Below are 25,179 nucleotides of genomic sequence, written 5' to 3'. Positions count from 1 at the left end.
CGCCCCCCTTCTCCTCACAGCCTCCAGTTGGTTCCGATGACCACCGCGCGCACCACCATAGACTTCGACAAGGTCGGCAAGCAGATCGGCTTCGTCGATATCCCGCATTCGCCGCATGAGGATGCCTGGGGCGCAACCCGCATTCCACTGGCCGTCATCAGCCATGGCCGCGGTCCCACCGTTATCCTCGAAGCCGGCAATCACGGCGATGAATACGAGGGGCCGATAGCGTTGGGCGAACTGATCCGTGCGCTCGACCCCGGCGAGGTCAATGGTCGCATCATCTTCCTGCCGGCGGTGAACACACCGGCCGTCGACGCCGGCCGCCGCACCTCCCCCGTCGACGGGCTCAATCTCAATCGCACCTTCCCGGGCGATCCGGCCGGCACCATCACGCAACAGATTTCCGCCTATGTCAGCAGCGTGATCATGCCGCTTGCCGATGCCTTCGTGGATCTCCATTCTGGTGGCTCGTCGCTCAACATCCTGCCGAGCGCAATCATCGAGCCTGCCGCCGATCCGGACCTCAGGCGCCGCAACATCGAGGCAGTGCTTGCCTTCGGTGCGCCGCTGACAGTCGTCATCGACAATCTGGGCGAACCACGGACCTCGACGGCCACTGCGGTACGCGCCGGCCTCGTCACCATCGGCACCGAAATGGCCGGTGCCGGTACCGTGTCGCTCGACGCGCTCGACATCTGCCGTCGCGGCGTGCGCAACGTACTGGCCCATTTCGGCGTGCTCGACGCGGCAACAGCGAGCCCGCCGGCGCGACCGGACGCGATCCTGCGCATCCCTGGGCACGATGGCTATGTCCTCGCCACTGCCGCGGGCGTGTTCGAGCCGTTCCACCCGCTCGGCGCGCGGGTTGAGGCGGGGCAGGAGGCCGGCCGCATTCACAATCTTGTCGATCCGTCGCGGGCGCCCGAGATCGTGCGTTACGGGGCGAGCGGTATCGTGTATGGGCGACGCCAGCCGGGGCGCGTGGTGATCGGCAATTGCTGCGTCACTGTCGCTGCCCCGTATGAGGGAGACATCACTTGATCGTCGAGATCGATGACATCCGGGCGGCCGAGCGGCGCATCGCCGGCAATGTGCGCCGCACTCCGGTGATGCAGGCTACCGCGCTGCGCCACGGCTTCGATGGCGGCTACGATCTGTGGCTGAAGCTCGAACTGCTGCAGGCTACCGGCTCGTTCAAGGCGCGCGGCGCCACCAACAAGCTGCTGTCGCTCGACAAGGCGGCGCTGGCGCGCGGCGTAGTCACGGCGTCGGGTGGCAACCACGGCCTCGCCACCGCCCGGGCCGGACAAATGGCCGGGGTCACGGCGACCATTTTCCTGCCCACGAACGCGGCCCCCTCCAAGATCGAGAAGCTGAAAGCCTGGGGTGCCGATGTGCGCATCGTCGGCAGCGCCTGGCACGAATCCAACGAAGCGGCGCTGGCGTTCCAGCGTGAAACGGGCGCCGCCTATTTCCACCCCTTTGCCGATCCAATGGTTGTTGCGGGGCAGGGCACCGTCGGGCTCGAATGCCTGGAACAGATCGCAGGCCTCGACACGATCCTCGTCGCCATGGGCGGCGGCGGGCTGGTGAGTGGCGTCTCCACCGCGCTCAAGGCGCTGAAACCCTCGGTGCGTGTCATCGGCATCGAAGCAGAGGGATCGCCGGTGCTGCTGCGCTCGCTTGAAGCCGGCCGCAACATCGCGCTGGACCGGGTAACGACCAGCGTCGCCACCATGGCCTGTGCCAAGACCGATGAGGCGATCTTCGAGGCGGTTCGGGCGCGGGTCGACGAGATAGTGCTGGTCAGCGACGACGAAATGCGCGCTGCCGCCAGATGGATGTGGTTCGAACTGGGCATAGCCGCAGACCTCAGCGGCGCGGCGGCAATTGCGGCCTTGCAGATGGGTCGGGTGAAACCCGCATCCGAGGCCGTCGTCGGCGCCATAATCTGCGGTGCCGGCCCCGACGGCCTGGCTTGATCCCGGCACGAAACTGAGCGCGCGCCGAAGGCTGCTGGCGGAGCGAGAGGGACTCACCGGGAGTTTCTGGCTGCACAGAGCCGCCTGCTGCGCCACCGACGCACGCGGCGGCATGCCGGATTGCATTCGCCCCGGGTCTGCGGGACCGTGCACCCGACACAGGACCGCCGCACCGCCTTGACGACCAGCCAACCGAGACACCGCATCGACCGCGCGCAGAAGCGACGCGACCTGCTCGCTGTACCGCAGGCCATAGTGGTGCTGGAGGCCCCGGCCGGGATGGGAAAGTCCGTGCTGCTCGAGCAGTTGGCCGAGGAACTCGGGCTATCAGTCCACCGTTCGGCCACGGCTCCGCCCGACGGGCAGGGGCCGCTGGTGCTGTGGGATATCCCGCCGGCAAGTGCACCCGAGGATCTGCCGGAGGTCTACGTCTCCGGAGCCCGCCGCATCGTGATCGGCAAGCGGCCCGAGACCGCACTTCCCTCCCTTGACCGGGCCAGCGTCTACGGCCACGTCCACCGGCTCGTCACCTCCGATCTGCTGTTCGATCGGGAGGAGCTGCTGTCTGCGATGCCGGCTCGTCAGGTCGAGCGGGTGTTCCAGCAATCCCGCGGCTGGCCGCTCCTGCTGGGCCAGCCCAATGCCGGCGACGAGCACCTGGCGGGCTTTCTTGCGAGCGAACTGCTGTCCCCAATGACTGCAGCCGAACTTGTCGCGCTCGCCACCTGGCTCGACGGCCAGCCGGCGCAGCTGGACTCGGGCCTGTTGCCCCTGCTCGATCTCGTTCGCCCCATCCTGCCGGGCGCGCTCGCCACGGCGCTGGCCGTCCGCCGGCAAGATGCGGAACAGGCGGCCGAGCTGGCTCAAGCCTATCTGGCGCTGGGCCTCACAACTGAGGCCGTCACGACCTGGCAGTCGATCGGGCGCTTCGACGAGGCATTCGACGCCTTCCGGGCCGGCGGCGGCCGTTTCTACCTCTACCGGTACGGCGGCGCCGCCTTCGATCGCGTCCTCGCCGGCTTTCCCAGCGAGTATGCGCTGGGCAACGATACGCTGGTGATGAGCCTGGCCATGCAGGCGCTCAAGCATGGCGAGGTCGCGCGCGCCCGCCGCCTGCTCGCCGATCGTTTTGGCAGCGGCGTCAACGACGTCCGGCGGGTGTTCACCGGCCGCGGCCAGTACAGCGCCGATCTCGTCGCCTTCCGCGTCGTGATGCTGATCTATGAGGACTACCAGCTCACCGACGAGCTGTTCGAGCAGGTCTTCGGCACGCTCAGCGACCTGCCGCTCGACGACCACATCGTGCGCGGCAGCTTCTACAACTCGGTGCTCGAGTTCTATATCCGCGGCCGCCGCCTGGCCGCCGCCGAGGATGTCGCGCAGCGCGCCATCCACCACTACGAGCAGGCTCGCGTACCCATGCTGGCGTTCTACATCAGCCTCCACCAGGCGCTGATGCGGCTGCTGATGGGCGATGCCAACAATGCCCGACAGCATGCCGAAAAGTCGGCACGCTATCTTGGCAAGGTGGGCTTCGACAGCCCGGGCGACGCGCGCCTGTTGGCACTGCTCAACGCCTGCATCGACTACGAAGGCGGCAAGCCCGAGCCGCTGGCCCGTTTCCTGTCGACCGAGCTGGACGATTTCGTGCATGGCGAGATCTGGCCGAGCCTCATCGAGTTCGCGCTGCACTACGGCAGCCAGGCGTTGAGCGAGCACTTCTCCACCATCGCTGCCCGCAATTTCCTCGATCGCTGGCGGGTCTACCAGGTCTCGAACCGGCAGTTCGGCATCATGATCGAGCTGCGCGAGGCGGCCATCCTGCAGAACGCCAACCGCTGGCAGGAGGCGGCGGAAAGGACCGCCGCCCTCGCCACCCGCATTACCCGGGCCTGGGTCGCGGCGGCCGGCGAGGAACTCGAGCGGCTGAAAGATCGGGACGAGATCGTGCAGGCGATGATCTGGCTCAGGCACATCGTCTACGAGCAACCCACCCGGCCGCACCTCGAAGTCCAGCTCGGCCATATCATCGGCAACCTCAACCTGACCGGGCGGCAGCGCCTGTGCGCGCAGATATGGCTCGCCTTCGTGCACAAGCGCCGGCGCGACCTGTCCCGGGCGCGGGGCGTGCTGCACAAGGTCTTCGAGGAGGCGGCCCGCCTCGGCGCCATCGCCCCGCTGGCCGAGGAACGCATCTTCCTCACCGAACTGCTGGAGCAGCAGCGCATCGGCGAGTACCTCGAGATCTCCGCCCCGGTGCGGCAGGTGCTGCGGCGCCTGCGGGACGGCGGCCTGCCCAATTCCGCCCTTGGCGCCCAGAGCGGACTCAGCCGTCGCGAGACCAAGGTCTTGATGATGATCTCGGAGGGATCGTCCAACAAGTTCATCGCCAACGCCCTGGGCCTGAGCGAAGCGACGGTGAAGTTCCACCTCTCGAACGCCTACCGCAAGCTCGGCTGTACCCGTCGCCGGGAGGCGATCAGCGCTGCGCGAGCGCTCGGGCTAGTCAGCTAGAACCTAGACGTTTTAGTCGAAAACCTAGCCGTCTTTGCGCCTTGAGCGAGGCGGCACGCCATTGCGAAGCTCTCCCTATCGGACTTGTGCGACCGCACGGTGACACGGGCTCCAGTGGGGGCCGGCGCGAGCCGGGCCGATTCCGCGCGCGGGGCTAAGCGCGCGGGACGCGAAAAAAGGGACAGGGGACTTCTCAGCAATGACCACGCACAGGCTACTTGCAGCGACTGCACTTTCGGCGCTCATGCTGGGCGCCGCGCCCGCCATGGCGGTGACCGTGACGATGAACACGGTGCAGATTTTCGGCACTATCGATCCGGCCAAGATCTCGGACTACACCGACTACATGGCGGCGGTGAACCTTTATGACGGCCTCGTCACGGTCGACTCCGACGGCAACATCGTTCCCGAGCTCGCCGAGAGCTGGACGGTGTCCGACGATGCCAGGGAAGTCACCTACAAGCTCCGCGAGGACGCCAAGTTCGCCGACGGTTCGCCGGTCGAGGCCAGCGACGTCGTCTACACGGTCGAGCGCCTGCTGCGCATCAACCAGGGTCCGGCCAACCTGTTCGCCGGCGTGCTCGCGCCCGGCTCGGTCACCGCTGTCGACGCCAGGACCGTGAAGTTCACGCTGTCCAAGACCTTTGCGCCGTTCCTCACCACCGTCCCCGCCATCTTCATCCTCAACGAGGCGCTGGTGAAGGCCAACGAGGGCACCGACGATGGCCAGACCTGGCTCGCGACCAACGTCGCCGGCGCCGGGGCCTACAGCCTCAAGAGCTGGGACCGTGGCAGCCAAATGACCATCACCCGCAACCCCGGCTACTACAAGGGTTTCGGCGCTGGCCCGATCGATGAGGTCCGCTGGATCATCACCAATGACGAGGCCACCGTGCGTTCACTCGCCGCTTCCGGCGAGTTGACGATGTCGAGCCAGTTCCAGTCGCCCGACACCTACACGGCCCTCGAGGGCATGGGGCGCTTCGTGATCGCCAAGGAAGAGACCTCCACGGCCTTCTACCTCAAGCTCAACACCAAGGCCGCGCCGACCGACGACGTTCACATCCGCAAGGCCATCGCACTTGCCACCGACTATGCCACGATACGCGAGGTGATCTCGCCGGGTGGGGTGCTCTCGACGCCGCTGCCGAAGGCGTTCGCCGCCTTCCACGCCGACGACATCCCGGAGCCGGTCTACGACCTCGAGGCCGCCAAGGCGGAAGTCGCGCAGTCGAAATATGCCGGCCAGCCGATCCCGATCACGCTCGGTTACGTGGCGGGCACCAAGTTCGAGGAAGAGATCAGTCTGCTCATGCAGTCGAACCTCGAGCAACTCGGCTTCGTGGTGACGCAGCAGGCGGACCCGTGGAACCGCATCACCGAGATCGCGGGCAAGGTTGAGACCACGCCCAACGTGAACCAGATCTTCTTCGGCCCGACCTACCCGTCGCCAGACTCGATGTTCTTCACCCAGTATCACTCGGAAGCGGCAGGTACGTGGGCCTCGATGGAGTGGGTGCAGGACGCAGAGATCGACAAGCTGATCGACGAGGCCCGCGGCACGGGTGACACCACCAAGCAGGCCGAGATCTACAAGTCGCTGCAGCACAAGCTGGTCGACATGCACTCTGACGTGTTCCTCAACACCCAGACCGTGCAGCACGCCATGGACAAGTGCCTCACCGGCTTCAAGGCCGTGCCGATGATGTCCTTCGACTACGACTTCACCCGCTACAGCTGGACCTGCTGACAGCCCGGCGTCCCCGCCTGAGCGGGGACGCCACTCTACCCGCACCACGCATCTTCCTTTCACCAGGGCGGGCTGCCTTTGGAATTCCTGCTTTTCCTCCTCCGGCGCATCCTGTGGTCGATCCTCGTCCTCGTGGGCCTGTCGATCGTCATCTTCGCCATCGCACGCGTGGTTCCCGGCGACCCGGCCCGCATGGCGCTCGGACCCACCGCGACCGCCGAGCAGGTCGCGGACCTGCAGGAGAAGCTCGGCCTCGACAAGCCGATCGTCGAACAATACGGCATGTTCATCACCGGCCTTGGCCGTGGTGATCTTGGTCGCTCGCTGCTGACTGAGCGTCCCGTCAACGATGACATTCGCGACACCTTTGCCGCGACGTTCGAACTGGTGCTGGCCACCATCACCATCGCCTTCGTGCTCGGCGTGCCGCTCGGCGTCGCGGCGGCGCGCTGGAAGGACAAATGGCCTGACACGCTGGTGCGCGTCCTCGCCATCTTCTCGGCCGTGACGCCGAGCTTTTTCGCCGCGCTGCTGCTGCAGATCCTCGCCGGCTACGTGCTCCACATCCTGCCGACGACCGGCAGGTTGCCGCCCAGCATGGACTTCGTCGCCTCGGTGACCGGGCTGCTCACCATCGATTCCCTCATCGCGGGCCGGCTCGATGTCTTCGGCGAGGCGCTGCGCTACCTGCTGCTGCCCGCCACGGCGCTGGCGCTCGCCACCATGGGCCAGATCGCCCGCATTACCCGCTCCTCGATGATCGATGTTTCGAGCCAGGACTATATCGAGGCCAGCCGCGCCTTCGGCGTGCCTGAGCCGATCCGGGTATTCAAATACATGCTGCGGCCGAGCTTCGTGCCGCCGCTGACCATCCTGGGGCTCGAGTTCGCCTCGCTGATCGGCAACGCCTTCGTGGTCGAACTGGTCTTCGCCTGGCCCGGCATGGCCGCCTACGGCATCCGCACCATCCTGCAGAAGGACCTCAACGCCGTGATGGGCGTGGTGATGGTCTCCGGTGTGTTCTTCGTCCTCGTCAATCTCGTCATCGATGTCCTGGTCGGCTTCGTCGATCCCCGCGTCCGTCTTCGTGGGAGCCGCTGAGATGGCAAGCCAGACCGTCCCCACCGCGCCGCCGCGCCGGCTTTCGAATGCCTACCAGAACTGGTACCGCTTCTCGCGCAATCCGACCGCGGTGATCGGCGCGGTGATTGTGATCCTGGCCATTCTCGCCGCCATCCTCGCGCCGTGGATCACCCCGCATCCCGACCATGTCGGCGCCGTGGTGAACTTCCGGGCGCGGCACCTGCCGCCCTCGGCCGACTATTGGTTCGGGACCGACAATGTCGGGCGCGATATCTTCAGTCGCGTGGTCTTCGGGCTGCGCATCTCGCTGCTGCTGGCGCTGGTGGTGCTCGGCATCGCGGTGCCGGTCGGAACGACGCTTGGCCTGCTCGCCGGCTATTTTGGCGGCTGGGTCGAGATCGTCATCATGCGCCTGACCGACATCGCCCTCGCCATCCCGCCGCTGGTGATGGCGCTGGCGGTGGCCGCAGTGCTGTCGCCCGACCTGATCAACTCGATGCTCGCCATCGCCGCGCTCTGGTGGACCTGGCATACGCGCCTCATCTACTCGATCACCCGTCAGCTCAGGACACAGGAGTTCGTGGAAGCGGCCGAGACGCTCGGTGCCAGCAAGTTCCATATCCTGTTCCGCGAGATACTGCCCAACTGCGTCTCGGCGCTGGCCGTGAAGACCTCGCTCGATTGCGGCTTCGTCATCCTCGTCGGCGCCTCGCTGAGCTTCCTCGGCCTCGGCATCCAGCCGCCGACGCCCGACCTCGGCACCATGGTCGCCTCGGGCTCAGCCTTCCTGCCAGACTACTGGTGGGAATCGGTGCTGCCCGGCTGCGCCATTCTCGTCGTGGCACTCGGTTTCAACTTGCTGGGCGACGGTCTGCGCGACCTCTTCGACGTGCAGGAGGTGCGCTGATGAGCGAGGCGCTTCTCTCCGTCCGCAACCTGGGCGTCCAGTTCACCACCTATGGCCAGACCAACCAGGTTCTGAAGGGCGTGTCGCTCGACGTGCCGGCGCGCTCGCAGATCGCGCTCGTCGGCGAAAGCGGCTCCGGCAAGACCGTGACAATGCGCGCCATCATGGGCCTGCTGCGTACCCCGCCCGCCCGGATCACCGGCGGGGAGATCTTCTACGATGGCCGCGACCTGCTGACGATGCCGGCCAAGGACCGGCTGAAGCTGCGCGGCACCGCCATGTCGATGGTGTTCCAGGACCCGATGAGTTCGCTCAACCCGGTTTTCACCATCGCCGACCAGATGGGCACCATCCTCAAGTATGCCGACCGCCGCCTCGGCCGCAGTCGCGGCAAAAAGGAGCGGATGGCGCGCGTGCACGAAGTGCTCGGCCAGGTGCGGATGCGCGATCCCGAGCGGGTGGCGCGCTCCTACCCGATCATGCTTTCCGGCGGCATGCGCCAGCGCGTGCTGATCGCCATGGCGCTGCTGAGCGAGCCCCAACTGCTGATCGCCGACGAGCCCGGCACCGCGCTCGACGTCACCACCCAGGCGCAGATCCTGAAGCTCCTCAAGGATCTCGTCGAGGAACGTGGCCTCGCGCTCCTCATGATCACCCACAATCTCGGCGTCGTGCGCGAAACGTCGAACTATGTCTACGTCATGAACAAGGGTGTCGTCGTCGAGCATCGCCCGACCGCCGAACTCTTCGAAGCCCCGCGGGACGACTACACCAAGGCGCTGATCGCCGCAGTGCCACGCCTCACCGGCGGCACCAGCTTCGGCAGGGCGGGAGCGGCCGCATGACCAACATTCTGGAAATCGTCCGGTTGACCAAGCTCTTCCCCGTCCGCAACGGCTTCGGCGGCAAGATCGGCGAAGTGCGGGCCGTCGACGACGTCTCATTCGCGATCGAGAAGGGCAAGGTCTATGGCCTTGCCGGCGAGAGCGGCTCGGGCAAGTCCACCATCGCCCGCATGATCATGGGGCTGGCCGGGCCCACCAGTGGCGACATTCTGCTCGATGGACACAACATCACCGGGGAGACCGGCAGCCGCGCCTATGGGCGCAAGGTGCAGATGGTGTTCCAGAACCCCGGCTCCTCGCTCAACCCGCGCCGCACCGTCGGCCAGTCGATCGAGGTGCCGCTCGCTGCACACGGCGCGCCGCGTACCGAGCACAAGCAGCGCGTGTCGGAGTTGCTCGAAATGGTGCAGCTGCCGGCCGATTTCGCGTCGCGATTCCCGCATGAACTCTCGGGCGGCCAGAAGCAGCGCGTCGCCATCGCACGTGCCTTGGCCGTGGCGCCGCAGCTGCTCATCCTCGACGAGCCGACTTCGGCACTCGACGTATCGGTACAGGCCCGCGTGATGGACCTCCTGGTCGATCTCGGCCGGCAACTGGGGCTGACCTACCTCTTCATCTCGCACGACCTCAGCCTGATGCGGAACTTCGCCGACACCGTCGGCGTGCTCTATCTGGGCAAGATCGTAGAGACCGGTCCCACAGCGTCGGTCTTTGAGTCCCCGCAGCACGACTACACCCGTCTTCTCCTTGCCTCGGTGCCGGTGATCTCGGCCGAGGAAGAGGCCATGCGGCCCAGGATCCCGCTGATCGACGGGGAAATCCCGACGGCGGAACAACTCATCGCGCTCCGGGGCGGAGCGGCACCAGTCTCCCAAAGGACAGAAAAATGATCAGAATTGGCATCGACGTGGGCGGCACCAACACGGACGCCGTCGTCATGGACGGCGCGACCGTCATCGCCGGCGTCAAGGCAGCCACCACCGGCGACGTTATGACCGGCGTGGTCAACGCGCTGAAGGCCGTGCTCGAGGCGTCCAGGATGGAGGCGTCGGCCATCGACGTGGTGATGATCGGCACCACCCATTTCACCAACGCCGTGGTGCAGCGCCGCGACCTGGCGAAGACCGCCGCCGTGCGCCTCGGCCTCCCCGCCACCGCCTCGCTGCCGCCGATGGTCGACTGGCCCGAGGACCTGAGGGCGGCGATCGGCGGCACCGGCTACCTCGCCCATGGCGGCAACGAGTTCGACGGCCGCGTCATTTCGCCGATCGACGAGGCCGAGCTGCTGGGCATTGCCGAGGACATCAAGTCCAAGGGCATCAACACCATCGCGATCACCTCGGTGTTCTCGCCAGTGACGGGCGAGTTCGAAAAGCAGGCCGGCGAAATCCTGGCCAAGGCGCTCCCGGACGCGCACATCACGCTGTCGAGCGACATCGGGCGTATTGGTCTGCTCGAGCGTGAGAATGCGGCGATCATGAACGCCTGCCTGCGCGACCTGTCCAGGCAAGTGATCGAGGCCTTCCGCAAGGCGATCACCGAGACCGGCATCAAGGGCCGGTTCTACCTGACGCAGAACGACGGCACGCTGATGGACGCCGAGTTTGCCGAGAAGTTCCCGGTGCTGACCTTCGCCTCGGGCCCGACCAACTCGATGCGCGGCGCCGCCTTCCTGTCGGGCGTTCAGGACGCCATCGTCGTCGATATCGGCGGCACGACCTCCGACGTCGGTTCGCTGCACAAGGGCTTTCCGCGCCAGGCGACCGTGGCGGTCGAAGTCGGCGGAGTCCGTACCAACTTCCGCATGCCCGACGTGTTCTCGATCGGGCTGGGCGGCGGTTCGCACGTCGTCGAGACCGGCGGTGCGATCAAGGTCGGCCCGACCTCGGTCGGCTACCGGATCGCCACCGAGGCGCTGATCTTCGGCGGCAAGACCCTCACCACGTCCGACGTGGTCGTCGCCAGTGGCCGCTTCGAGCTCGGCGACAAGGCCAAGGTCGCGCACCTGACGGCCGACTTCGTCGCGCGCACGCAGCAGCGCATCCAGGCCATGCTCGAGGATTGCGTCGAGCGCTCTCGCCTCTCCCCCGAACCGCTTCCGGTGATCGTCGTGGGCGGCGGCTCGATCCTTGTCGACGGACCGATCGGCGGACTCGAGGTGATCACGCCGAACCACTCCGCCGTGGCCAATGCCGTTGGCGCCGCCATTGCGCAGGTTTCGGGCGAAGTCGATCGCGTCTATGCGCTTGCCGAGATCGGCCGGGACCAGGCGCTGGCCGACGCCAAGGAACGTGCCACGGAGGCGGCGGTCGCCGCCGGTGCGCTCCGCTCGTCGATCACAATCGTCGATGTGGAGGACGTGCCGCTCGCCTACCTGCCCGGCAATGCCACCCGTGTCCGAGCCAAGGCCGTCGGTGAGCTCCATGTCGGATAAGGGCTATGTCCTCAGGGAGGCAGACCTCCTGCCGCTCTCGATCGGTGCTGCTCTCCTCGGCACGGGCGGCGGCGGCAACCCCTATGTCGGCATGCTTCGCGCCCGCGAACTGATCCGAAAGGGCGCGGAGATCCGCGTGCTGCCGCTGGATGCGCTGCCGGATGACGCCTGGGTCGGCGAAGTCGGCGGCATCGGCGCGCCGGTGGTGGGAGTCGAGAAGATCGAAGAAGGCGGCGAGTGCTTTCGCGCCATGCGGGCGGTCGAAGAGACCGCCGGCGTCAAGCTCTCGGCCACCATCTCGGCCGAAATCGGCGGCTCCAACGCGCTCGAACCGGTGATCGCTGCTGCCTATGCCGGCCTGCCGGTCATCGACGGCGACGGCATGGGCCGGGCCTTCCCCGAAGTGCAGATGACTACCTTCTTCATTTACGGCGCCAAGGCCGCTCCCGCCGCCATCGCCGACGAGAAGGGCAATGTCGTCGTCTTCAAGGAGGTGATCGACATGTTCTGGCTCGAGACCTTTGCCCGCGGCGTGTCGGTGAACATGGGCGCGGCCGCCGGCCTCGCCATCGCGCCCATGTCGATGGAGTTCGTCCGCCGCACCGCCGTGCCCGGCACGGTGACCCAGGCACTGCAGATCGGCCACACGGTGCTCGAGGCCCGCCGCAAGCGGCAGAACGTCGTCGAACGCGTCGTCGCCTCGACCGGCGGCAAGCTGTTCTTCACCGGCAAGGTCACGGACGTGCGGCGTGAACTGGTGGGCGGCTTCGCCCGCGGCCATGCCCACCTTACCGGCGTCGGTGACTGGGCGGGCTCGGAAGCGCGCATCGCCATCCAGAACGAGAACCTTGTGCTCTGGGTCGACGAGGTGCCGGTGATCATGGTGCCGGACCTGATCATCAACCTCGAGCTCGATACCGGCGAGCCGATCACCACCGAAGTGCTGCGCTATGGCCAGCGCATCGCCGTCATCGGCCTGCCCGTGCATGACCTGATGAAGACGCCCAAGGCGCTGGAAATCGTTGGCCCCCAGGCCTTCGGGTATCCGGAACTCACCTTCAACCCGCTCCAGCCCCAGCCGATCGTGGCCTGAGGCGAAAGGAACCCATCATGAAGTTTCTTCGCACCATCCATGCCGAGGACATGGAAGACATCGCCACTGGCGGCGCCATTCTGGGCACCGGCGGCGGCGGCGACCCCTATGTCGGCAAGCTCATGGCCCAGCAGGCCATCAAGCAGTACGGCCCGGTGAACCTGGTCGACATCGACGAACTGCCCGACGACGCGCTCGTCGTTCCCGTCTGCATGATGGGCGCCCCCACCGTGATGACCGAAAAGCTCCCGCAGGGCGAAGAGCTGATCAACGCGTTTCGCGCGCTGGAGCAGCTGCTCGGCCGCAAGATCGACGCCGTGCTGTGCGGGGAGGCCGGTGGCGTCAACTCCACGACCCCGTTCGTCGTCGCCGCCATGGCCGGCCTGCCGCTTGTCGACGGCGATGGCATGGGCCGCGCCTATCCCGAGCTGCAGATGGTGACCTTTACCATGCACGGCGTGTCGGCAACCCCGATGGTGCTCTGCGACGACAAGGGCAACTCGCTCGTGCTCGAGACGGTCAGCAATGCCTGGACCGAACGGCTTGCCCGCGCGGCGACGGTCGAAATGGGCGGCTCGGCACTCCTTGCCTTCTATTCGATGTCGGGCGCCGTGGCGAAGAAGGCGATCGTGCGCGGCACGCTGACCCTGTGCTCCGAACTCGGCCGCACCCTGCGCGAGGCCAAGTCCGGCCACGTCGATCCGGTCAACGCCATCGTCGAAAAGCTCGATGCCGATGTGATCTTCCACGGCCGCATCAAGGACATCGAGCGCCGCACCGTTGGTGGCTTCGCCCGCGGCACCGCGCGCTTCGAGGGCGTCGAGGAGTGGAAGGGGCACGAGTTCCGGCTCGATTTCCAGAACGAGTTCCTGATGGCCGAGCGCGATGGCGAGATCATTGTCACGACGCCCGACCTGATCACTGTGCTCGACGCCGAATCCGGGTTGCCGGTGACGGCAGATGCGCTGCGCTACGGCCTTCGGCTCAAGGCACTCGCCATGCCCTCCCATCCGCAGTGGCTGACCCCCGCCGGCATCCAGCTCGTCGGTCCGCGCTACTTCGGGTACGACACCGACTACCGCCAGTATTTCGGCCGCTGAGCCGCATGCGCGCTGCCGGCGGCCACACCCGCCGGCAGCAAGGCCTCTGTTCCGCCGCCATCGAGACGGCAGCGTCTCGCCACCACCCGCGCGCGTTCGCAGATCGACGCGGTGACCGGCAAGTCCACATGGGCGGACGAGGCCTGACGACGGGAGCAGCGGGCTACCGGGCAGCTTGACCGAACCGGGACGGATTCGCGGCGGGCATCGACTACGCTGGATGGCCGCCTGTGGCGCCTTGAACAGCAGGCCCCCAACCCCATGCGTGACGCCGGGCCGGCCTTGAACGAGCGCGCCGGGCACTGCCGACCCTGCTAAATGCTTTGCGCATCGTACTCGCGACGGTACTCGATGAACTTGCCGGCATCGGTGAGAGGCAGTGCCTCGACACGCAGAAATCGAATGACCGCATCGTCAAAGAGTTCGCGGTGGAACGTCTCCACAAAGCGTGCGCGGCCCTGCTCATCGATATCGGCGTCGGCCAGGTAGCGGACTTCGAACTGCGTGGCGCCGGTCTGGGCAATCTGCCAACGACGAACGGCCAGCTGCGCCTGCAGGGGCTCAAGTGCCAGCCGAGCGAAAAGCGATCGACCGTCTGGATGTCGGAAGGCGTGGCTGACGCGTCCGCTGATGCCGTCCAGCGTCGATAGGCAGCGGCCGCAGGGGCATGGCGTTCCGGCAACAGCGGTATCGCCGAGTTCGTACCGGATGAGCGGCATGGCGGTGCTGCCGAATGGCGTGACCAGCACGCGCCCTTCCTCTCCAGGCGCGCAAGGCCGGTTGTTGGCGTCAACCACTTCGACCAGGATCGTTTCGTCATTGACGTGAAGCTGGCCGGAAACCGGGCAAGGATGCGCGATCGGCCCGGACTCCTTGGCGCTGTAGAGCTCTAGCACCCGGGCCCCGCCAAAATGCTTGTGAGCGAGTTCGCGCAATCGCGCATCGGCTCCTGCCCCCCGGACGAAGAAGCATTCGATCTTCACCTCAAGGCCGCGCGCAAGCACGGCGTCGCTGAGCGTCTCGATCAATGGAGTGCCTAAGGCGACGTAGGACGGTCGGTGGGCGAGGATGAGGTCGAGGAGTTCGGGTTCCATCACCGACGACGATGAGTAGATGTGTTGGCCACGCGCCGCTGTCTTGTCCCATGGGGGCCCCCAGGGTCCCAACTTGTCGCCATTGTGGCGGCCGGGGTGGCCTGAATAGACCCGGCTGAGCAGACGCTTCGACCAGTCGATCCCCCACCAGCGCTGCGCGCGCCAGTTGCAGGCAGACACGGCGTCATTAATCACGCGAGTCGTCCGGATCTTGATCGGCGTGCCGGTCGATCCCGATGAGATCACGTCCGCGAAGGGGCCATGATCCGCCACAGGCGCGCGCGACAGCAGGGCGTCAAACCGATCTGCCACGTCCGTACGTGTCAGGATTGGCAGCTCGGCCCAGCGGCGCCAATCGATCAGCCCGGTGGGGCCGAAGAGCCCGTTCAACCGGAAGCGGTAGAAGGGCGTGGTGCGACGGGCATGGTTGACCAGCAGCCCCAGCTGGCGCCGCTGCCAGGCAAGCATCGCATCAGGGCTCCAGCGCTCGCTCTGCTGCAGGCGTTCATCGAGTTCGCGGACGGCTTGCACGGTCTTTCCACACGCGAAGACACATGCCGGCCCACCTACGCTCGGGGCCGGGCTCGGTCCTAAGGCCTGAACGACAGTCCGACCCGAACTGTGTGCGAATTGATGTCCTGAGACCAGTTGCTGCCGAACAGACTGTAGTCGGCGCTGCCATAGTCGTCGTAGAGATACTCGGCACGGGCGACGACATTCTCGGTAAGGGCCAGTTCCACGCCGCCGCCGATGGTCCAGCCGACATGCATCGCCGAATCCTCGTCGTCACCTAGGTTCGCCGCGTCGACGACAACGGAGTTCGATGCCACGGCAAGGCCGCCGGCCAGGTAGAACAAGGCATTGTCCACCGCTACGCCAATACGGCCGCGCAGGTGTGCGTTCCAGTCGATCGTGGAAGTGATGCTTTCGGTGTCGAAGGTGAAATCCTTGAAGGTCCCCTCGACCGTGCCGACGCCGACGTCGCCTTCGATGCCGAGCAGCATGGTGTCGGTCATCATGTTGATGCCCGCGAAGACGCCGCCCAGCATCCCGGACATTGCGATTTCGTCACCAGCATTGAAGGTCGGTAGGCGGCCACCAGCGAGTGTAGCCTCGTTGACGCCGGTCGCCGCGCTGCCGCCGCCATGGACGCCGACATAGAAGCCGGACCAGTCCTGCCCCTGAACAGAACTGCTGCTTGCGGCAAGGATCACAAGCACAGACGAGGTAATGAGATAGCGCATTCAGTGCCCCCCATGCGTAGGTGCGACTATATCGGCCAGTGGCGGCATTCGACAATCGCTAAGCGGAGAAGTAGCGGCGCGGGGAGCCGATTCATGCAGTGCGTTGTACTTTTGCAGCATCGAATGCGTCGACGAAACGGCCGGACGTCTTGGACTGGCATCCATTGACCACGACGGCCCCATGCGGCAGGCCGGGCAGACCCTTGAGGCCATAGCGACCGCGCTGGACCGCATGGATGTGGCGACTTTCCGAGGCGGCAAGTGGACCACTCAACAGGTGTCGCGGGTGCTGCGTAGAGGAGAGGGAGTCAGCCAACTAGACTTGAGCGGTTGCGACTACGCACCTTCCCTCAGGGGCAACGCCAATCAATTAGAGGCGGAGCGCTCTCAACGACCTGCCAAGCCTCCAACAGGTAGTAAGGGCCGTGATGGACCCTATCCACCTCCGAGCGGAAGGAGGCATAGGGCTCAATCTTATGCGGAACCTTTCGGCAGCCCCAACAAACTCAGCCCGCAAGGAATTCTGGCCCGAGTCAATCGGGTTCGGGTGCTGGGCGTAGAACGCTGGTATCGTCGCCTCCTCACCAGCAGGATAAGACCGCGCCTCCAAAATCAAGAAGTCGCAATTGTCACCGTTCGAGAGCTTCTCGATACCCTGGCGCAGTGCGATCCGCTGGGTGCCAGCCGGATGAGGCATCTGGCCATAGGCAGACCAATTCACCCCGCACGGGTTCCGGTCGTCATTTCGAGACTGGGTTTGTGGCAAGACGACTTTCGCCCGCGAGGTTGCCGGGGCAGCTTTGGCACACCGGATCGGTGATGCGACCGAGCGCGCCTATCCTCCGTGCCCGACCAACGCATTAGTGGGCGAGCGCGACTGTGGAAACGGGCGCACGGCAGGCATGGCCCTACGCTAACCGGTTATGTCTTGGTCATCACGATCAAGCATCCCGACAGCATTTGCTGCGGTCGGCGCCGAAGGCGAATCGGCACGATCCCGACACCTGGCAGGCCAGGCGCAGCACAAACCCTGCTCAACAAAGGGTTGAGCAGCTGGGCCAGGCGCGGTTGAGCGGGGATACCTGGCTTTGAGGAGCCAATCACCCTTTACACCACAGCTAAAGCGATGTAGCGTCTGATGTTGTGACGTCTGATGTCCGATGTCACCGTGAATGGACCGCAGTAGGGGTTTAGAATGGAAATTCGTCGCATCGTGACCGTAGTTGAAGACGTGCTTTTCGAAGGGGGGAGGAAAGCTGAAAAGAGGGTGCGCAGGGTGGCAGCGGCTGCAGTGATAACCAATCCGTCGCTGGGGAAAAACTCTTCGAGCAACCTGCAGCAGTATTCCGGAATGGGGTACGAGCTTGGAGAGATTCTGGCGAAGGAGGCTCTCCCCTACCTGAAAGGCGCCAATGTCGAAAACTACGGCAAAGCAGCCATAGTCGGCGTCGATGGCGAACTCGAACACGCCGCCATCCTGATCCACAAAGAGTTTGGGAAGTCGGTCCGCGAGGCGATCGGTGGCGGTAAGGCGGGCATCCCTTCGACCAAGAAGGTCGCCGGTCCAGGTACGCCGATTGATGTGCCAGTGTCGTTCCGGGACAATTCTGGTCTTGGTACTCACTTCGATTGCATCGAAGTGAAGGTCCCTGGCTCCCCCAAAGCCGACGAAATAGTAATCGTGCTTGCCTTTACAGACGGCGGTCGCCCGCACCCCTGGTCGGGCTGGTCCGAATAAGCCAGTGCATTTGGACCACGCGAAGTGAAACCGATGGCAGTTCCAGGCCTATCGATCGTCGACTCGCATGCGCACGTCTGGATCAACGACCCGGAATTTCCGTGGTCGCCAGACGCCGCAGCTACACCGACCTATGATGCCACGCCTGCGTCCTTGCTCGAAGATATGAGCGTGGAGGCAATCGCGGCAACGGTGCTCGTCCAGTACATTGGCTACAGGTGGCACAATGAATACGTTGCGCGAGCGGTTGCCGCAGCACCTGCAAAATTCGCCGGCGTGTGCAGGGTCAATCCGGAAGATCCGGCCGCTCCTGAGCACCTGAACTACTGGACCAAGGAACGGGGCCTTCACGGCGTTCGCATCAGCCCCGAGCCGGGCCCGCGTGGCGACTGGTTCCGCCGGCCGCTGATGGACCCATTTTTCGGCCGCGCAGCCGAGCTCGGCGTTCCGGTTGTGCTGCTGGCTAAGGCCGAGCGACTGCCGGAACTCGTCGACATTCTGAGCCGGCATCCCGATGTCGACGTGGTGATCGACCATTTTGCCGACTGCGATCTCCGGAATGCCGAGCACAGGCACTCCTTGGCGGCATTGGCCGACAATCCGCGTGTCTTTCTGAAGACGGGACACATGTGGGCTAACTCCACGGAGCCGTACCCATGGCGCGACCAGATCGAAGTTCTTCGGGAGGTGCTGGTGCTCTTTGGTGCGTCGCGCATCATGTGGGGAAGCGACTGGCCGCTTTGTCGCGAACACACAACCTATGGCCGGGCGCTCGCGTTCCTGCGCCACGAGGCCACACAACTGTCTCGAGACGACTTGGGATGGATCTTGGGCGGCACCGCGAAACGACTATGGCAGTTCGGCGAGCAGTCGCCGGTTCCAACAACGCAACCCTCGGGTCAACGCGACCACAGTGTCTCCTCCAGCAGTCCCGGGAGGGATTAGGGACATGCAGGTAAGGCCGTTCGGAAAGTCCGATCTGAAGGTCTCGGCACTAGGTTTCGGGTGTGGAGCGGTAGGCGGCCTTCTGGTCAAAGGGGATCCTTCCGACATGCTTCGTGCCGTCGCCCGCGCGGTCGATCTTGGCGTAACCTACTTTGACACCGCAGCCAGCTATGGCGCCGGCTCATCGGAAGCAAATCTCGGACTTGCGGTGCGGGAGACCGGCGCCGACGTGGTGATCGGCACTAAGATCAAGTTGGCGGCGGAGGACCGTCGTGACATCGAAAACTCAGTCACTCGCCATGTCGAAGCCAGCCTTCGTCGCCTTGGTCGCGATGCGGTCGACCTAATCCAGGTTCATAATTTTGTTTCGGGGGAATTCGCGACTGACAGCCAGTGGCTAAGCGTCGAGGAAGTGGCTGAGGTCATCACCGTCTTTGCCCGGCTGCGGGACAAGGGCAAGGTGCGCTACTGGGGTATCAATGGTCTCGGTGACGTTGCCGCGGTTCACCGCTGCGCAGAAGCCGAGATGCACGGCATCCAGGTTTGCTACAACCTCCTCAACCCGACAGCCGGTCTGCCGGCCCCTCCCGGATTTCCGTTTCCTGACCACCGGCAACTGATCGCGAAAGCGGCGAAGAACGGCATCGGCGTGCTGGCGATCAGAGTCCTCGCCGGCGGTGCGCTATCCGGGCAACTGAAACGCCACTCCCATGCGACCGCCGAGGTAGAGCCGATCTCGTCCGGAGAAAGTTATGACGCCGACGTGCGTCTTTCGCAGCGGTTGATCTTTCTCGTCGAAGAGGGGTTCGCCGACAGCCTGATCGAAGCGGCCATACGCTTTGCCATCAGCAACGATGCGATATCCAGCGCTGTGCTGGGCCTGTCTGACCTCGACCAGCTGGAGGCCGCCGCCCGCTCCATCGAAAAGGGACCACTGCCCGCCGAAGCGGTCACGCTGCTGCAAGCGCGATGGGCGCAGTTCGGCACAACATGACCGCCGCAACCCGAAGTGGTCGCTGCCACAAACACAAGAAAGCGAATTCATAAATGCCGGATCAGATAGGCTTCATTGGCCTCGGAACGATGGGCCGAGGTATGGCCGCAAACCTGCTGAAAGCAGGATTCTCACTGCATGTTTGGAACCGCTCTGCGCCGCCCGCCGAGATGCTGCGCAGTGCAGGCGCTATCGTTGCCAGCAGCCCAGCTGAACTCGCAAGACAATGCGATGTCGTCATTGTGTGCGTTAGCGACACTGCAGACGTAGAGGCGGTCATCCTTGGCGAGCATGGCGTACTGGCGGGCGCCAGGCCCGGTTCTCTTGTCATCGATTGCAGCAGTATCAGCCCCAAAGTTACGCGCGAGATTGCAGCCCGTTTGGCCGTAGGGGGCGTGGCGATGCTCGACGCTCCGGTAAGCGGAGGCAGCGAAGGGGCGAAGAACGGCACATTGAGCATTATGGTGGGCGGCCTTGCGGAGCAGGTCGAGAGAGCTCGACCTGTGTTCGCCGCGATGGGGAAGGCAACGACTCATGTTGGTCCGATTGGTGCCGGACAGACAGTCAAGCTAGTCAATCAAGTGCTCGTTGTCGGCAACGCGTTGGCGATGTCAGAGGCACTGCTGCTCGCACAGGCCAGCGGCGTCGATTTGCAGAAAGCGTTTGACGCCGTCAGCCAGGGGGCCGGAGGAAGCTGGATGTTCACCAACCGCGGTCCACAGATCCTGGCGCGGGATTGGCGACCCGGCTTCTCGATCGCTCTGCAGCAAAAAGACCTCAGGCTTATCCTCGAAGCGGGCCGAGAGCTCAATATTCCGCTTATCGCCTCAAGCCTTATTGCCAATCTGTACGCGACGCTCGAGGCCCGAGGGCTCGGCGGCGATGGCAATCATGCGCTCATCAAGGCAATCGAGAATCTCGCCAACATCGAGGTTGGTGGGGCCGCTACGACTTCCGCTGCAGGTGCCAAATGAGGCGCCCAAAAGTGTGGGTGGAGCTGTCGCTGCATCCGACGCAACTTGCTCGGCTCAAGGCCTTCGCAGATGTGGTGGAGGTGTCAGCTTGTGACCACCGACTCCTGCCGAACTCCGAGGTAGCTATTATTGGCTCGAGCACCGTTGATGACAGCTTCATGGACATCGCCGGGCCACATCTGAAGATGGTCGTTCGACACGGCATTGGCTACGACAAGGTCAACGTACCTGCTGCTTCAGCGCGCGGGGTGCTCGCAGCAAATACTCCCAATGGCCCGACAGAGGGGACCGCAGAGCACGCGGTCGGTCTCATGTTCGCAGTGGCGAAAGGCATCTCACGGTCTGATCGTGCCCTACATAACAATGGTGACTGGGCGGGCTCGAAATGCCGTGGCTTTGAGCTGTTTGGACGAACATTGGGCGTCATTGGGTTTGGTCGGATCGGGCAACGCGTCGCCGAGATGTGTGGGGCCGGGATAAAGATGGACGTGGTCTACTTTGATCCGTTCTTGCCCGATGGCCTCGACTTGCCGAAGTCCTACCGGCGCGTTCATTCGCTCGAGTCTTTGCTCAGGGAGGCCGACGTTGTCACGGCTCATTCACGGCTCGACCCTCAGTCCTACCGCATGATTGGCGAGGCGCAGTTGAGGCTGATGAAGCCGGGCGCCATTCTGATTAACACCAGCCGAGGTGAAGTCGTCGACGAACATGCCCTCTGCAAAGTTCTGTCAGAGGGGCATCTGTTCGGGGCGGGGATCGACGTATTCGACCCCGAACCTCCGTCGCCTGAAAACCCGCTTTTCCAATTTGAAAACGTCGTGGTCACTTCACACCTCGCGTCGGCGACGGTCGAGGCAAGTCTTCGCTCCTCAACCGGCGTCGTTGACCAGATCGAGCAGCTCACCAGGGGAGAACGCCCGACCTGGCTCATCAATCCTACGGTCTGGCCGGGTCGCCCGACGGCTACCCCCGCATCGGAGATTCGGAAATGACGGAGCAAGCCACTCGGTCGCTCAGGTCGCGACTTGCAAGCGGTGATCAGGTTATCGCACTCAGGACCAGCCTGCAGATGGAGAGCTATGAACTGGTCTCGGCCTTGGGCAAAGGCGACTACGACCTGATCTATATCGACACGCAGCACGTCCCCTATACAGATCACCAGTTGTGGGAATTCTGCTCGGCTGCTGAGAAACTGGGGTATCCGGTCGAGGTCCGCATTCCGCACACGCGTCAGGCACATCTTGTAGGCAGGTTCTGCGACTTTGGGCCTGCGTCGATCCTGGTGCCGGAAACAGTACGGGAGGAGGACGTGCAAGAAGCGCTCGACTACTTCTACTATCCGCCCATGGGGCGTCGCAGCTTCGGCGGCGGTACCCGGTATGGCATGGGACGACATAAATTCAACACGCGGTCTTACGCAGACTGGTGGAATGACACGGGTGTGCTCGGATTGCAGCTCGAGTCTGTCGACGCCATCATCAACGCTCGCCTACTGGCGAAGTCAGGCGTGCACTATGTCTCGTTTGGGCCCAACGACTTGCAGCTTAGTCTCGATGCCCATCCCCATTTCCCACTGCGCAGCGTTGAAGCCTGCATGCAGCATGTCGCCCAACAGCTCCAAGGCACGGGGATCCCGCTGGGTATCGCAGTTGGGCTAACCCCGGCCGAACGGCAGAAGTACGTGGATATCGGGCTGACAGTGTTTCAGGAGTTTCCAAAGCCTTAGCGATACCCTCCCTCCCAGCCTGGGCCCCCTAGTGCGAGCTAGGGGGCTTCTTTTTAGGCAGACGGCTTCTGTGGATAGGCAAAGGCGCTTATCGGCGTTGTCTTGCCAGGATATGCACGCTCGGCTGCGGCCAGCAATGGCCCCCCCGACGTATGAATCGCCATTGCCTCCGCAGCGGCTACGGGATCGCGGGCTTTGATAGCTGCGAATATCCTGCGATGCAGCTTCATCGAGTTGTTGGAAACACTTCTCTCCGCGAAGGTTGTCTCCATCCAGACTCGCAGTATGTGCTGCAGCATATTAAGGACACTTGAGAAAAGCTCGTTGTGGGACGCACGAGCGATGGCCATGTGAAAAGCCAGGTCGTATTCAACGTAGCGGGTGGCGTCGCCCTGGCTCTCTTCAAGTCGTTGCAGCAACTCTCCGATTTCGGCAATCTCGGCGTCCGTCGCCCGCTCTGCCGCCCAACGAGCCATCGATATTTCCATGGAAGCTCGCGCGTCAATGACATCGCGCACGCTCGTTTGAGTAAGGAATAGGCCCCATTTGAGGGGCCTCGTCAGCATCGACGTGCCGCCACTGCTGATGAAAGTTCCCGTGCCGTGGCGTATGTCAAGTATTCCGAGAGCGCTGAGAGTCTTAATCGCTTCACGCAAGGAAGATCTGCCCACGCCGAGCCTGCTCATAAGCTCACGCTCGGTGAACAACTGGTCACCCGGTCGAAGCCCGCCTTCGATGATAAGGCTGGTCAGCCGCTCAATAATGTCATCGACGAGGGACCCGCGCCCGAGCGGCTCCAGTAACCGTGACGACGCATTTTCCGGCATATGCAGCCCCAGAGGTTCGTTCTGTAACGAGTGCAAGTCTGATGCCGCGAAGTCAATTGCCTGTCAACCGGTATGACGTCGGATGTGTCAGACGCAGTCGCAATAGCTCTTGGGTGCGATCAGGATCCCCCGTTTATGAAGAACATCTGCTTGCTGATGAGGCGAGATTCATCGGCGGCGAGAAAGAGAGCCAGATCTGCAACGTGCTTCGGCAGCAATTGCTCGTGAATTGCCTGCCGCTTTACGGCTTCATCAAATGACTCCTGACTGTGCCACAGTCTGAGTTGGCGCTCGGTGATCACAGACCCCGGGAGGATCGCGTTGACACGTATCGAGTCGCCACCGAGCCGATTTGCCATTGAGTTTGTGAGGCCGACAACGGCAGCTTTGGCCATGGAATAGTTCGGCATGTCCGGGCCGCCACCAACCCACGTCGGCGAGCTCATGTTGATGATGGAACCCCAACCCGCTTTCCGCATCTGAGGGAGTACTTCCTGGATTGCAAACAGGTGGTGGCGAACATTTACGTTCATCATCCAGTCGAAATCCTCCACGGTTACCTCCTCGAATTCCTCCCGCTTGTCGTTGGCAGCATTGTTTATGAGGATCGTGGCGGCGCCAAGCTCTTCTCCCGACCTGCGTATGCATGATCTGAGAGCCGGAATGTCAGTCACGTCGCAATTCAGGAACAAGGCGCGCGCATCGCCTGCGGCATTCAGTTCGGATGCCAGCTCCGAACCGGCTTTGGCGTCAATATCGAGAAAAGTGACGCGGGAACCCTGTGCGAAGAAGGCGCGGACAAAGGCCTCCCCGATTCCCGAGGCGCCGCCGGTGACAACAACCGTTTGTCCCATGAGGCTCGGAAACTTCGCCTGAATATCTGACATTCGTTCTAGCCCCTGTTTCGAGGAATTGTCGAAGGGTGACCTGGTGCCCGCTGCATTTGCGGGCGAACCTCAGATCAGTACGTCTTGGCACCGTTGACCATCAGTCTGATGCTGTAGAGCGATGTGGTGCCGGTCATGTACAGCACGTTGCGCTTGGGGCCGCCGAAGCAGCAATTCGACACAGTTTCTGGCAAGGCGATCCGGCCAATCAGGTTGCCATCAGGAAGGTAGCATTCAACGCTACGTCCGGCGCTTGTCCAAACTCGGCCTTCGGTATCCAAACGAAAGCCATCAAACCCACCGGCGGCTCTATCCGCAAACCTTCTGCCGTTGGTGGGCAGACCTTCGTCGCTTATGTCAAACACCAACATGTCGGCGAGTTTCTTGCCCTGGTGCGGCCCGGAGGTGTCAGCCACGTAGAGCAGGCGCTCGTCCGGTGAGAAGGCAAGGCCATTGGGACGGATCATGCTTGTGATCACTGCTGCAACAATCCCGCTGACCGGGTCAACGCGATAGACGTAACAGGCTCCGATCTCGCTCTGGGCCTTGTCCCCCTCATAGTCGGAGTCGATTCCATAACTGGGATCGGTGAACCATACCGACCCGTCGGATTTCACCACGACGTCGTTGGGAGAGTTCAGCCGCTTGCCGTCGTAGCGATCGGCAACAACGGTTATCGTCCCATCATGCTCCGTCCTGCTGACGCGCCGGCCGGAGTGCTCGCAGGTTACGAGTCGACCCTGGCGGTCCACGGTATTGCCATTGGAGTTGCCGGAAGGTTGGCGAAAGACGCTGACGCGTCCATCCGTTTCGTCGAACCGCAGCATTCGGTTGTTGGGAATGTCGGACCAGACAAGATATCGGCCACCGCCAAAATAGGCAGGGCCCTCAGTGTTGATTTCCGCCGAGAACTGACCCGGGATTTCCACCGAGAAGTGACCCGCCTCTAGGTATGTTTCGGGTCGGGTTTGATGGTCAAGGTTCTGGCTTTCTCCTTCGTGGTTTTGGGATCGTGAGCGGAGCTGTTCTTGAAGCGGAA

22 protein-coding genes and 1 pseudogene are annotated in these 25,179 nt (G+C 63.9%); 18 read left to right on the top strand and 5 right to left on the bottom strand.

Annotated elements, in window-relative coordinates; translation table 11 throughout:
* Positions 1–36: 36 nt before the first annotated feature.
* The 11 genes from J0I99_RS08090 (at position 37) to J0I99_RS08040 (ending at position 13,711) form a co-directional block, all read left to right on the top strand.
* Entirely contained in the window at positions 37–1,044 is a 1,008-nt protein-coding gene (locus tag J0I99_RS08090; RefSeq protein ID WP_291397019.1) for a succinylglutamate desuccinylase/aspartoacylase family protein, read from the top strand.
* Entirely contained in the window at positions 1,041–1,985 is a 945-nt protein-coding gene (locus tag J0I99_RS08085; RefSeq protein WP_291397018.1) for a threonine/serine dehydratase, read from the top strand. The genes J0I99_RS08090 and J0I99_RS08085 overlap by 4 nt, the downstream gene beginning before the upstream one ends.
* 177 nt (positions 1,986–2,162) lie before the next feature.
* Positions 2,163–4,499: a LuxR C-terminal-related transcriptional regulator gene (locus J0I99_RS08080; RefSeq protein ID WP_291397017.1), complete on the top strand. Its 2,337-nt coding sequence runs from the start codon at positions 2,163–2,165 to the stop codon at positions 4,497–4,499.
* Positions 4,500–4,698: 199 nt separating this feature from the next.
* Positions 4,699–6,249 carry an ABC transporter substrate-binding protein gene (locus J0I99_RS08075; protein WP_291397016.1) on the top strand — a complete coding sequence of 517 codons (1,551 nt, stop codon included), beginning with the start codon at positions 4,699–4,701 and terminating at the stop codon, positions 6,247–6,249.
* Between the two features lie 78 nt (positions 6,250–6,327).
* Positions 6,328–7,350, top strand: a complete 1,023-nt coding sequence (locus tag J0I99_RS08070) for an ABC transporter permease (RefSeq protein ID WP_291391291.1) — start codon at positions 6,328–6,330, stop codon at positions 7,348–7,350.
* Position 7,351: 1 nt separating this feature from the next.
* Positions 7,352–8,239, top strand: a complete 888-nt coding sequence (locus tag J0I99_RS08065; protein ID WP_291391290.1) for an ABC transporter permease — start codon at positions 7,352–7,354, stop codon at positions 8,237–8,239.
* The gene (locus tag J0I99_RS08060; RefSeq protein WP_291397015.1) at positions 8,239–9,084 is read left to right on the top strand and encodes an ABC transporter ATP-binding protein; all 846 of its coding nucleotides are present in this window, start codon (positions 8,239–8,241) and stop codon (positions 9,082–9,084) included. The genes J0I99_RS08065 and J0I99_RS08060 overlap by 1 nt, the downstream gene beginning before the upstream one ends.
* Positions 9,081–9,974: an ATP-binding cassette domain-containing protein gene (locus J0I99_RS08055; RefSeq protein ID WP_291397014.1), complete on the top strand. Its 894-nt coding sequence runs from the start codon at positions 9,081–9,083 to the stop codon at positions 9,972–9,974. The genes J0I99_RS08060 and J0I99_RS08055 overlap by 4 nt, the downstream gene beginning before the upstream one ends.
* Positions 9,971–11,518 (top strand): hydantoinase/oxoprolinase family protein, encoded by a 1,548-nt coding sequence (locus tag J0I99_RS08050; protein WP_291397013.1) that lies wholly within the window; start codon positions 9,971–9,973, stop codon positions 11,516–11,518. Before J0I99_RS08055 ends, J0I99_RS08050 begins: the two co-directional genes overlap by 4 nt.
* Entirely contained in the window at positions 11,508–12,611 is a 1,104-nt protein-coding gene (locus tag J0I99_RS08045; protein ID WP_291391286.1) for a DUF917 domain-containing protein, read from the top strand. The genes J0I99_RS08050 and J0I99_RS08045 overlap by 11 nt, the downstream gene beginning before the upstream one ends.
* A gap of 17 nt (positions 12,612–12,628) precedes the next feature.
* Positions 12,629–13,711 (top strand): DUF917 domain-containing protein, encoded by a 1,083-nt coding sequence (locus J0I99_RS08040; protein ID WP_291391285.1) that lies wholly within the window; start codon positions 12,629–12,631, stop codon positions 13,709–13,711.
* A gap of 314 nt (positions 13,712–14,025) precedes the next feature.
* Here the strand turns inward: J0I99_RS08040 and J0I99_RS08035 are convergent, their stop codons facing one another.
* Both J0I99_RS08035 and J0I99_RS08030 read right to left on the bottom strand, forming a co-directional pair.
* Entirely contained in the window at positions 14,026–15,336 is a 1,311-nt protein-coding gene (locus J0I99_RS08035) for a hypothetical protein (protein ID WP_291397012.1), read from the bottom strand.
* Positions 15,337–15,395: 59 nt separating this feature from the next.
* A complete protein-coding gene (locus tag J0I99_RS08030; RefSeq protein WP_291397011.1) occupies positions 15,396–16,049 on the bottom strand; it encodes an outer membrane beta-barrel protein in 654 nt (217 codons plus the stop codon).
* A gap of 716 nt (positions 16,050–16,765) precedes the next feature.
* Between J0I99_RS08030 and J0I99_RS08025 the strand changes: the two are divergent.
* From J0I99_RS08025 to J0I99_RS07995, 7 genes and pseudogenes are all read left to right on the top strand, one after another.
* Positions 16,766–16,888 (top strand): annotated as a pseudogene (locus tag J0I99_RS08025) (integrase); the annotation flags it as partial.
* A 356-nt stretch (positions 16,889–17,244) separates the two neighbouring features.
* Positions 17,245–17,787 (top strand): amino acid synthesis family protein, encoded by a 543-nt coding sequence (locus J0I99_RS08020; RefSeq protein WP_291397010.1) that lies wholly within the window; start codon positions 17,245–17,247, stop codon positions 17,785–17,787.
* Positions 17,788–17,820: 33 nt separating this feature from the next.
* Positions 17,821–18,732: an amidohydrolase gene (locus J0I99_RS08015; RefSeq protein WP_291397009.1), complete on the top strand. Its 912-nt coding sequence runs from the start codon at positions 17,821–17,823 to the stop codon at positions 18,730–18,732.
* Positions 18,733–18,736: 4 nt separating this feature from the next.
* Positions 18,737–19,726, top strand: a complete 990-nt coding sequence (locus J0I99_RS08010) for an aldo/keto reductase (RefSeq protein ID WP_291397008.1) — start codon at positions 18,737–18,739, stop codon at positions 19,724–19,726.
* A 53-nt stretch (positions 19,727–19,779) separates the two neighbouring features.
* Positions 19,780–20,700 (top strand): NAD(P)-dependent oxidoreductase, encoded by a 921-nt coding sequence (locus tag J0I99_RS08005; protein WP_291397007.1) that lies wholly within the window; start codon positions 19,780–19,782, stop codon positions 20,698–20,700.
* A 17-nt stretch (positions 20,701–20,717) separates the two neighbouring features.
* Entirely contained in the window at positions 20,718–21,692 is a 975-nt protein-coding gene (locus J0I99_RS08000) for a hydroxyacid dehydrogenase (RefSeq protein ID WP_291397006.1), read from the top strand.
* The gene (locus tag J0I99_RS07995) at positions 21,689–22,426 is read left to right on the top strand and encodes an aldolase/citrate lyase family protein (protein WP_291397005.1); all 738 of its coding nucleotides are present in this window, start codon (positions 21,689–21,691) and stop codon (positions 22,424–22,426) included. The genes J0I99_RS08000 and J0I99_RS07995 overlap by 4 nt, the downstream gene beginning before the upstream one ends.
* A gap of 53 nt (positions 22,427–22,479) precedes the next feature.
* On the opposite strand, the gene J0I99_RS07990 is transcribed toward J0I99_RS07995, so the two are convergent.
* The 3 genes from J0I99_RS07990 to J0I99_RS07980 all read right to left on the bottom strand — a co-directional run bounded on the left by J0I99_RS07990 (position 22,480) and on the right by J0I99_RS07980 (position 25,069).
* Entirely contained in the window at positions 22,480–23,253 is a 774-nt protein-coding gene (locus J0I99_RS07990; RefSeq protein WP_291397004.1) for a FadR/GntR family transcriptional regulator, read from the bottom strand.
* Positions 23,254–23,372: 119 nt separating this feature from the next.
* Entirely contained in the window at positions 23,373–24,140 is a 768-nt protein-coding gene (locus J0I99_RS07985) for an SDR family NAD(P)-dependent oxidoreductase (protein WP_291397003.1), read from the bottom strand.
* 74 nt (positions 24,141–24,214) lie between these two features.
* Positions 24,215–25,069: an SMP-30/gluconolactonase/LRE family protein gene (locus J0I99_RS07980; RefSeq protein WP_291397230.1), complete on the bottom strand. Its 855-nt coding sequence runs from the start codon at positions 25,067–25,069 to the stop codon at positions 24,215–24,217.
* Positions 25,070–25,179 lie beyond the last annotated feature (110 nt).

Origin of the sequence: Devosia sp., from assembly GCF_017307495.1 — a bacterium.
Lineage (GTDB): Bacteria > Pseudomonadota > Alphaproteobacteria > Rhizobiales > Devosiaceae > Devosia_A.
This window is presented reverse-complemented; position numbering and strand designations above follow the sequence as displayed.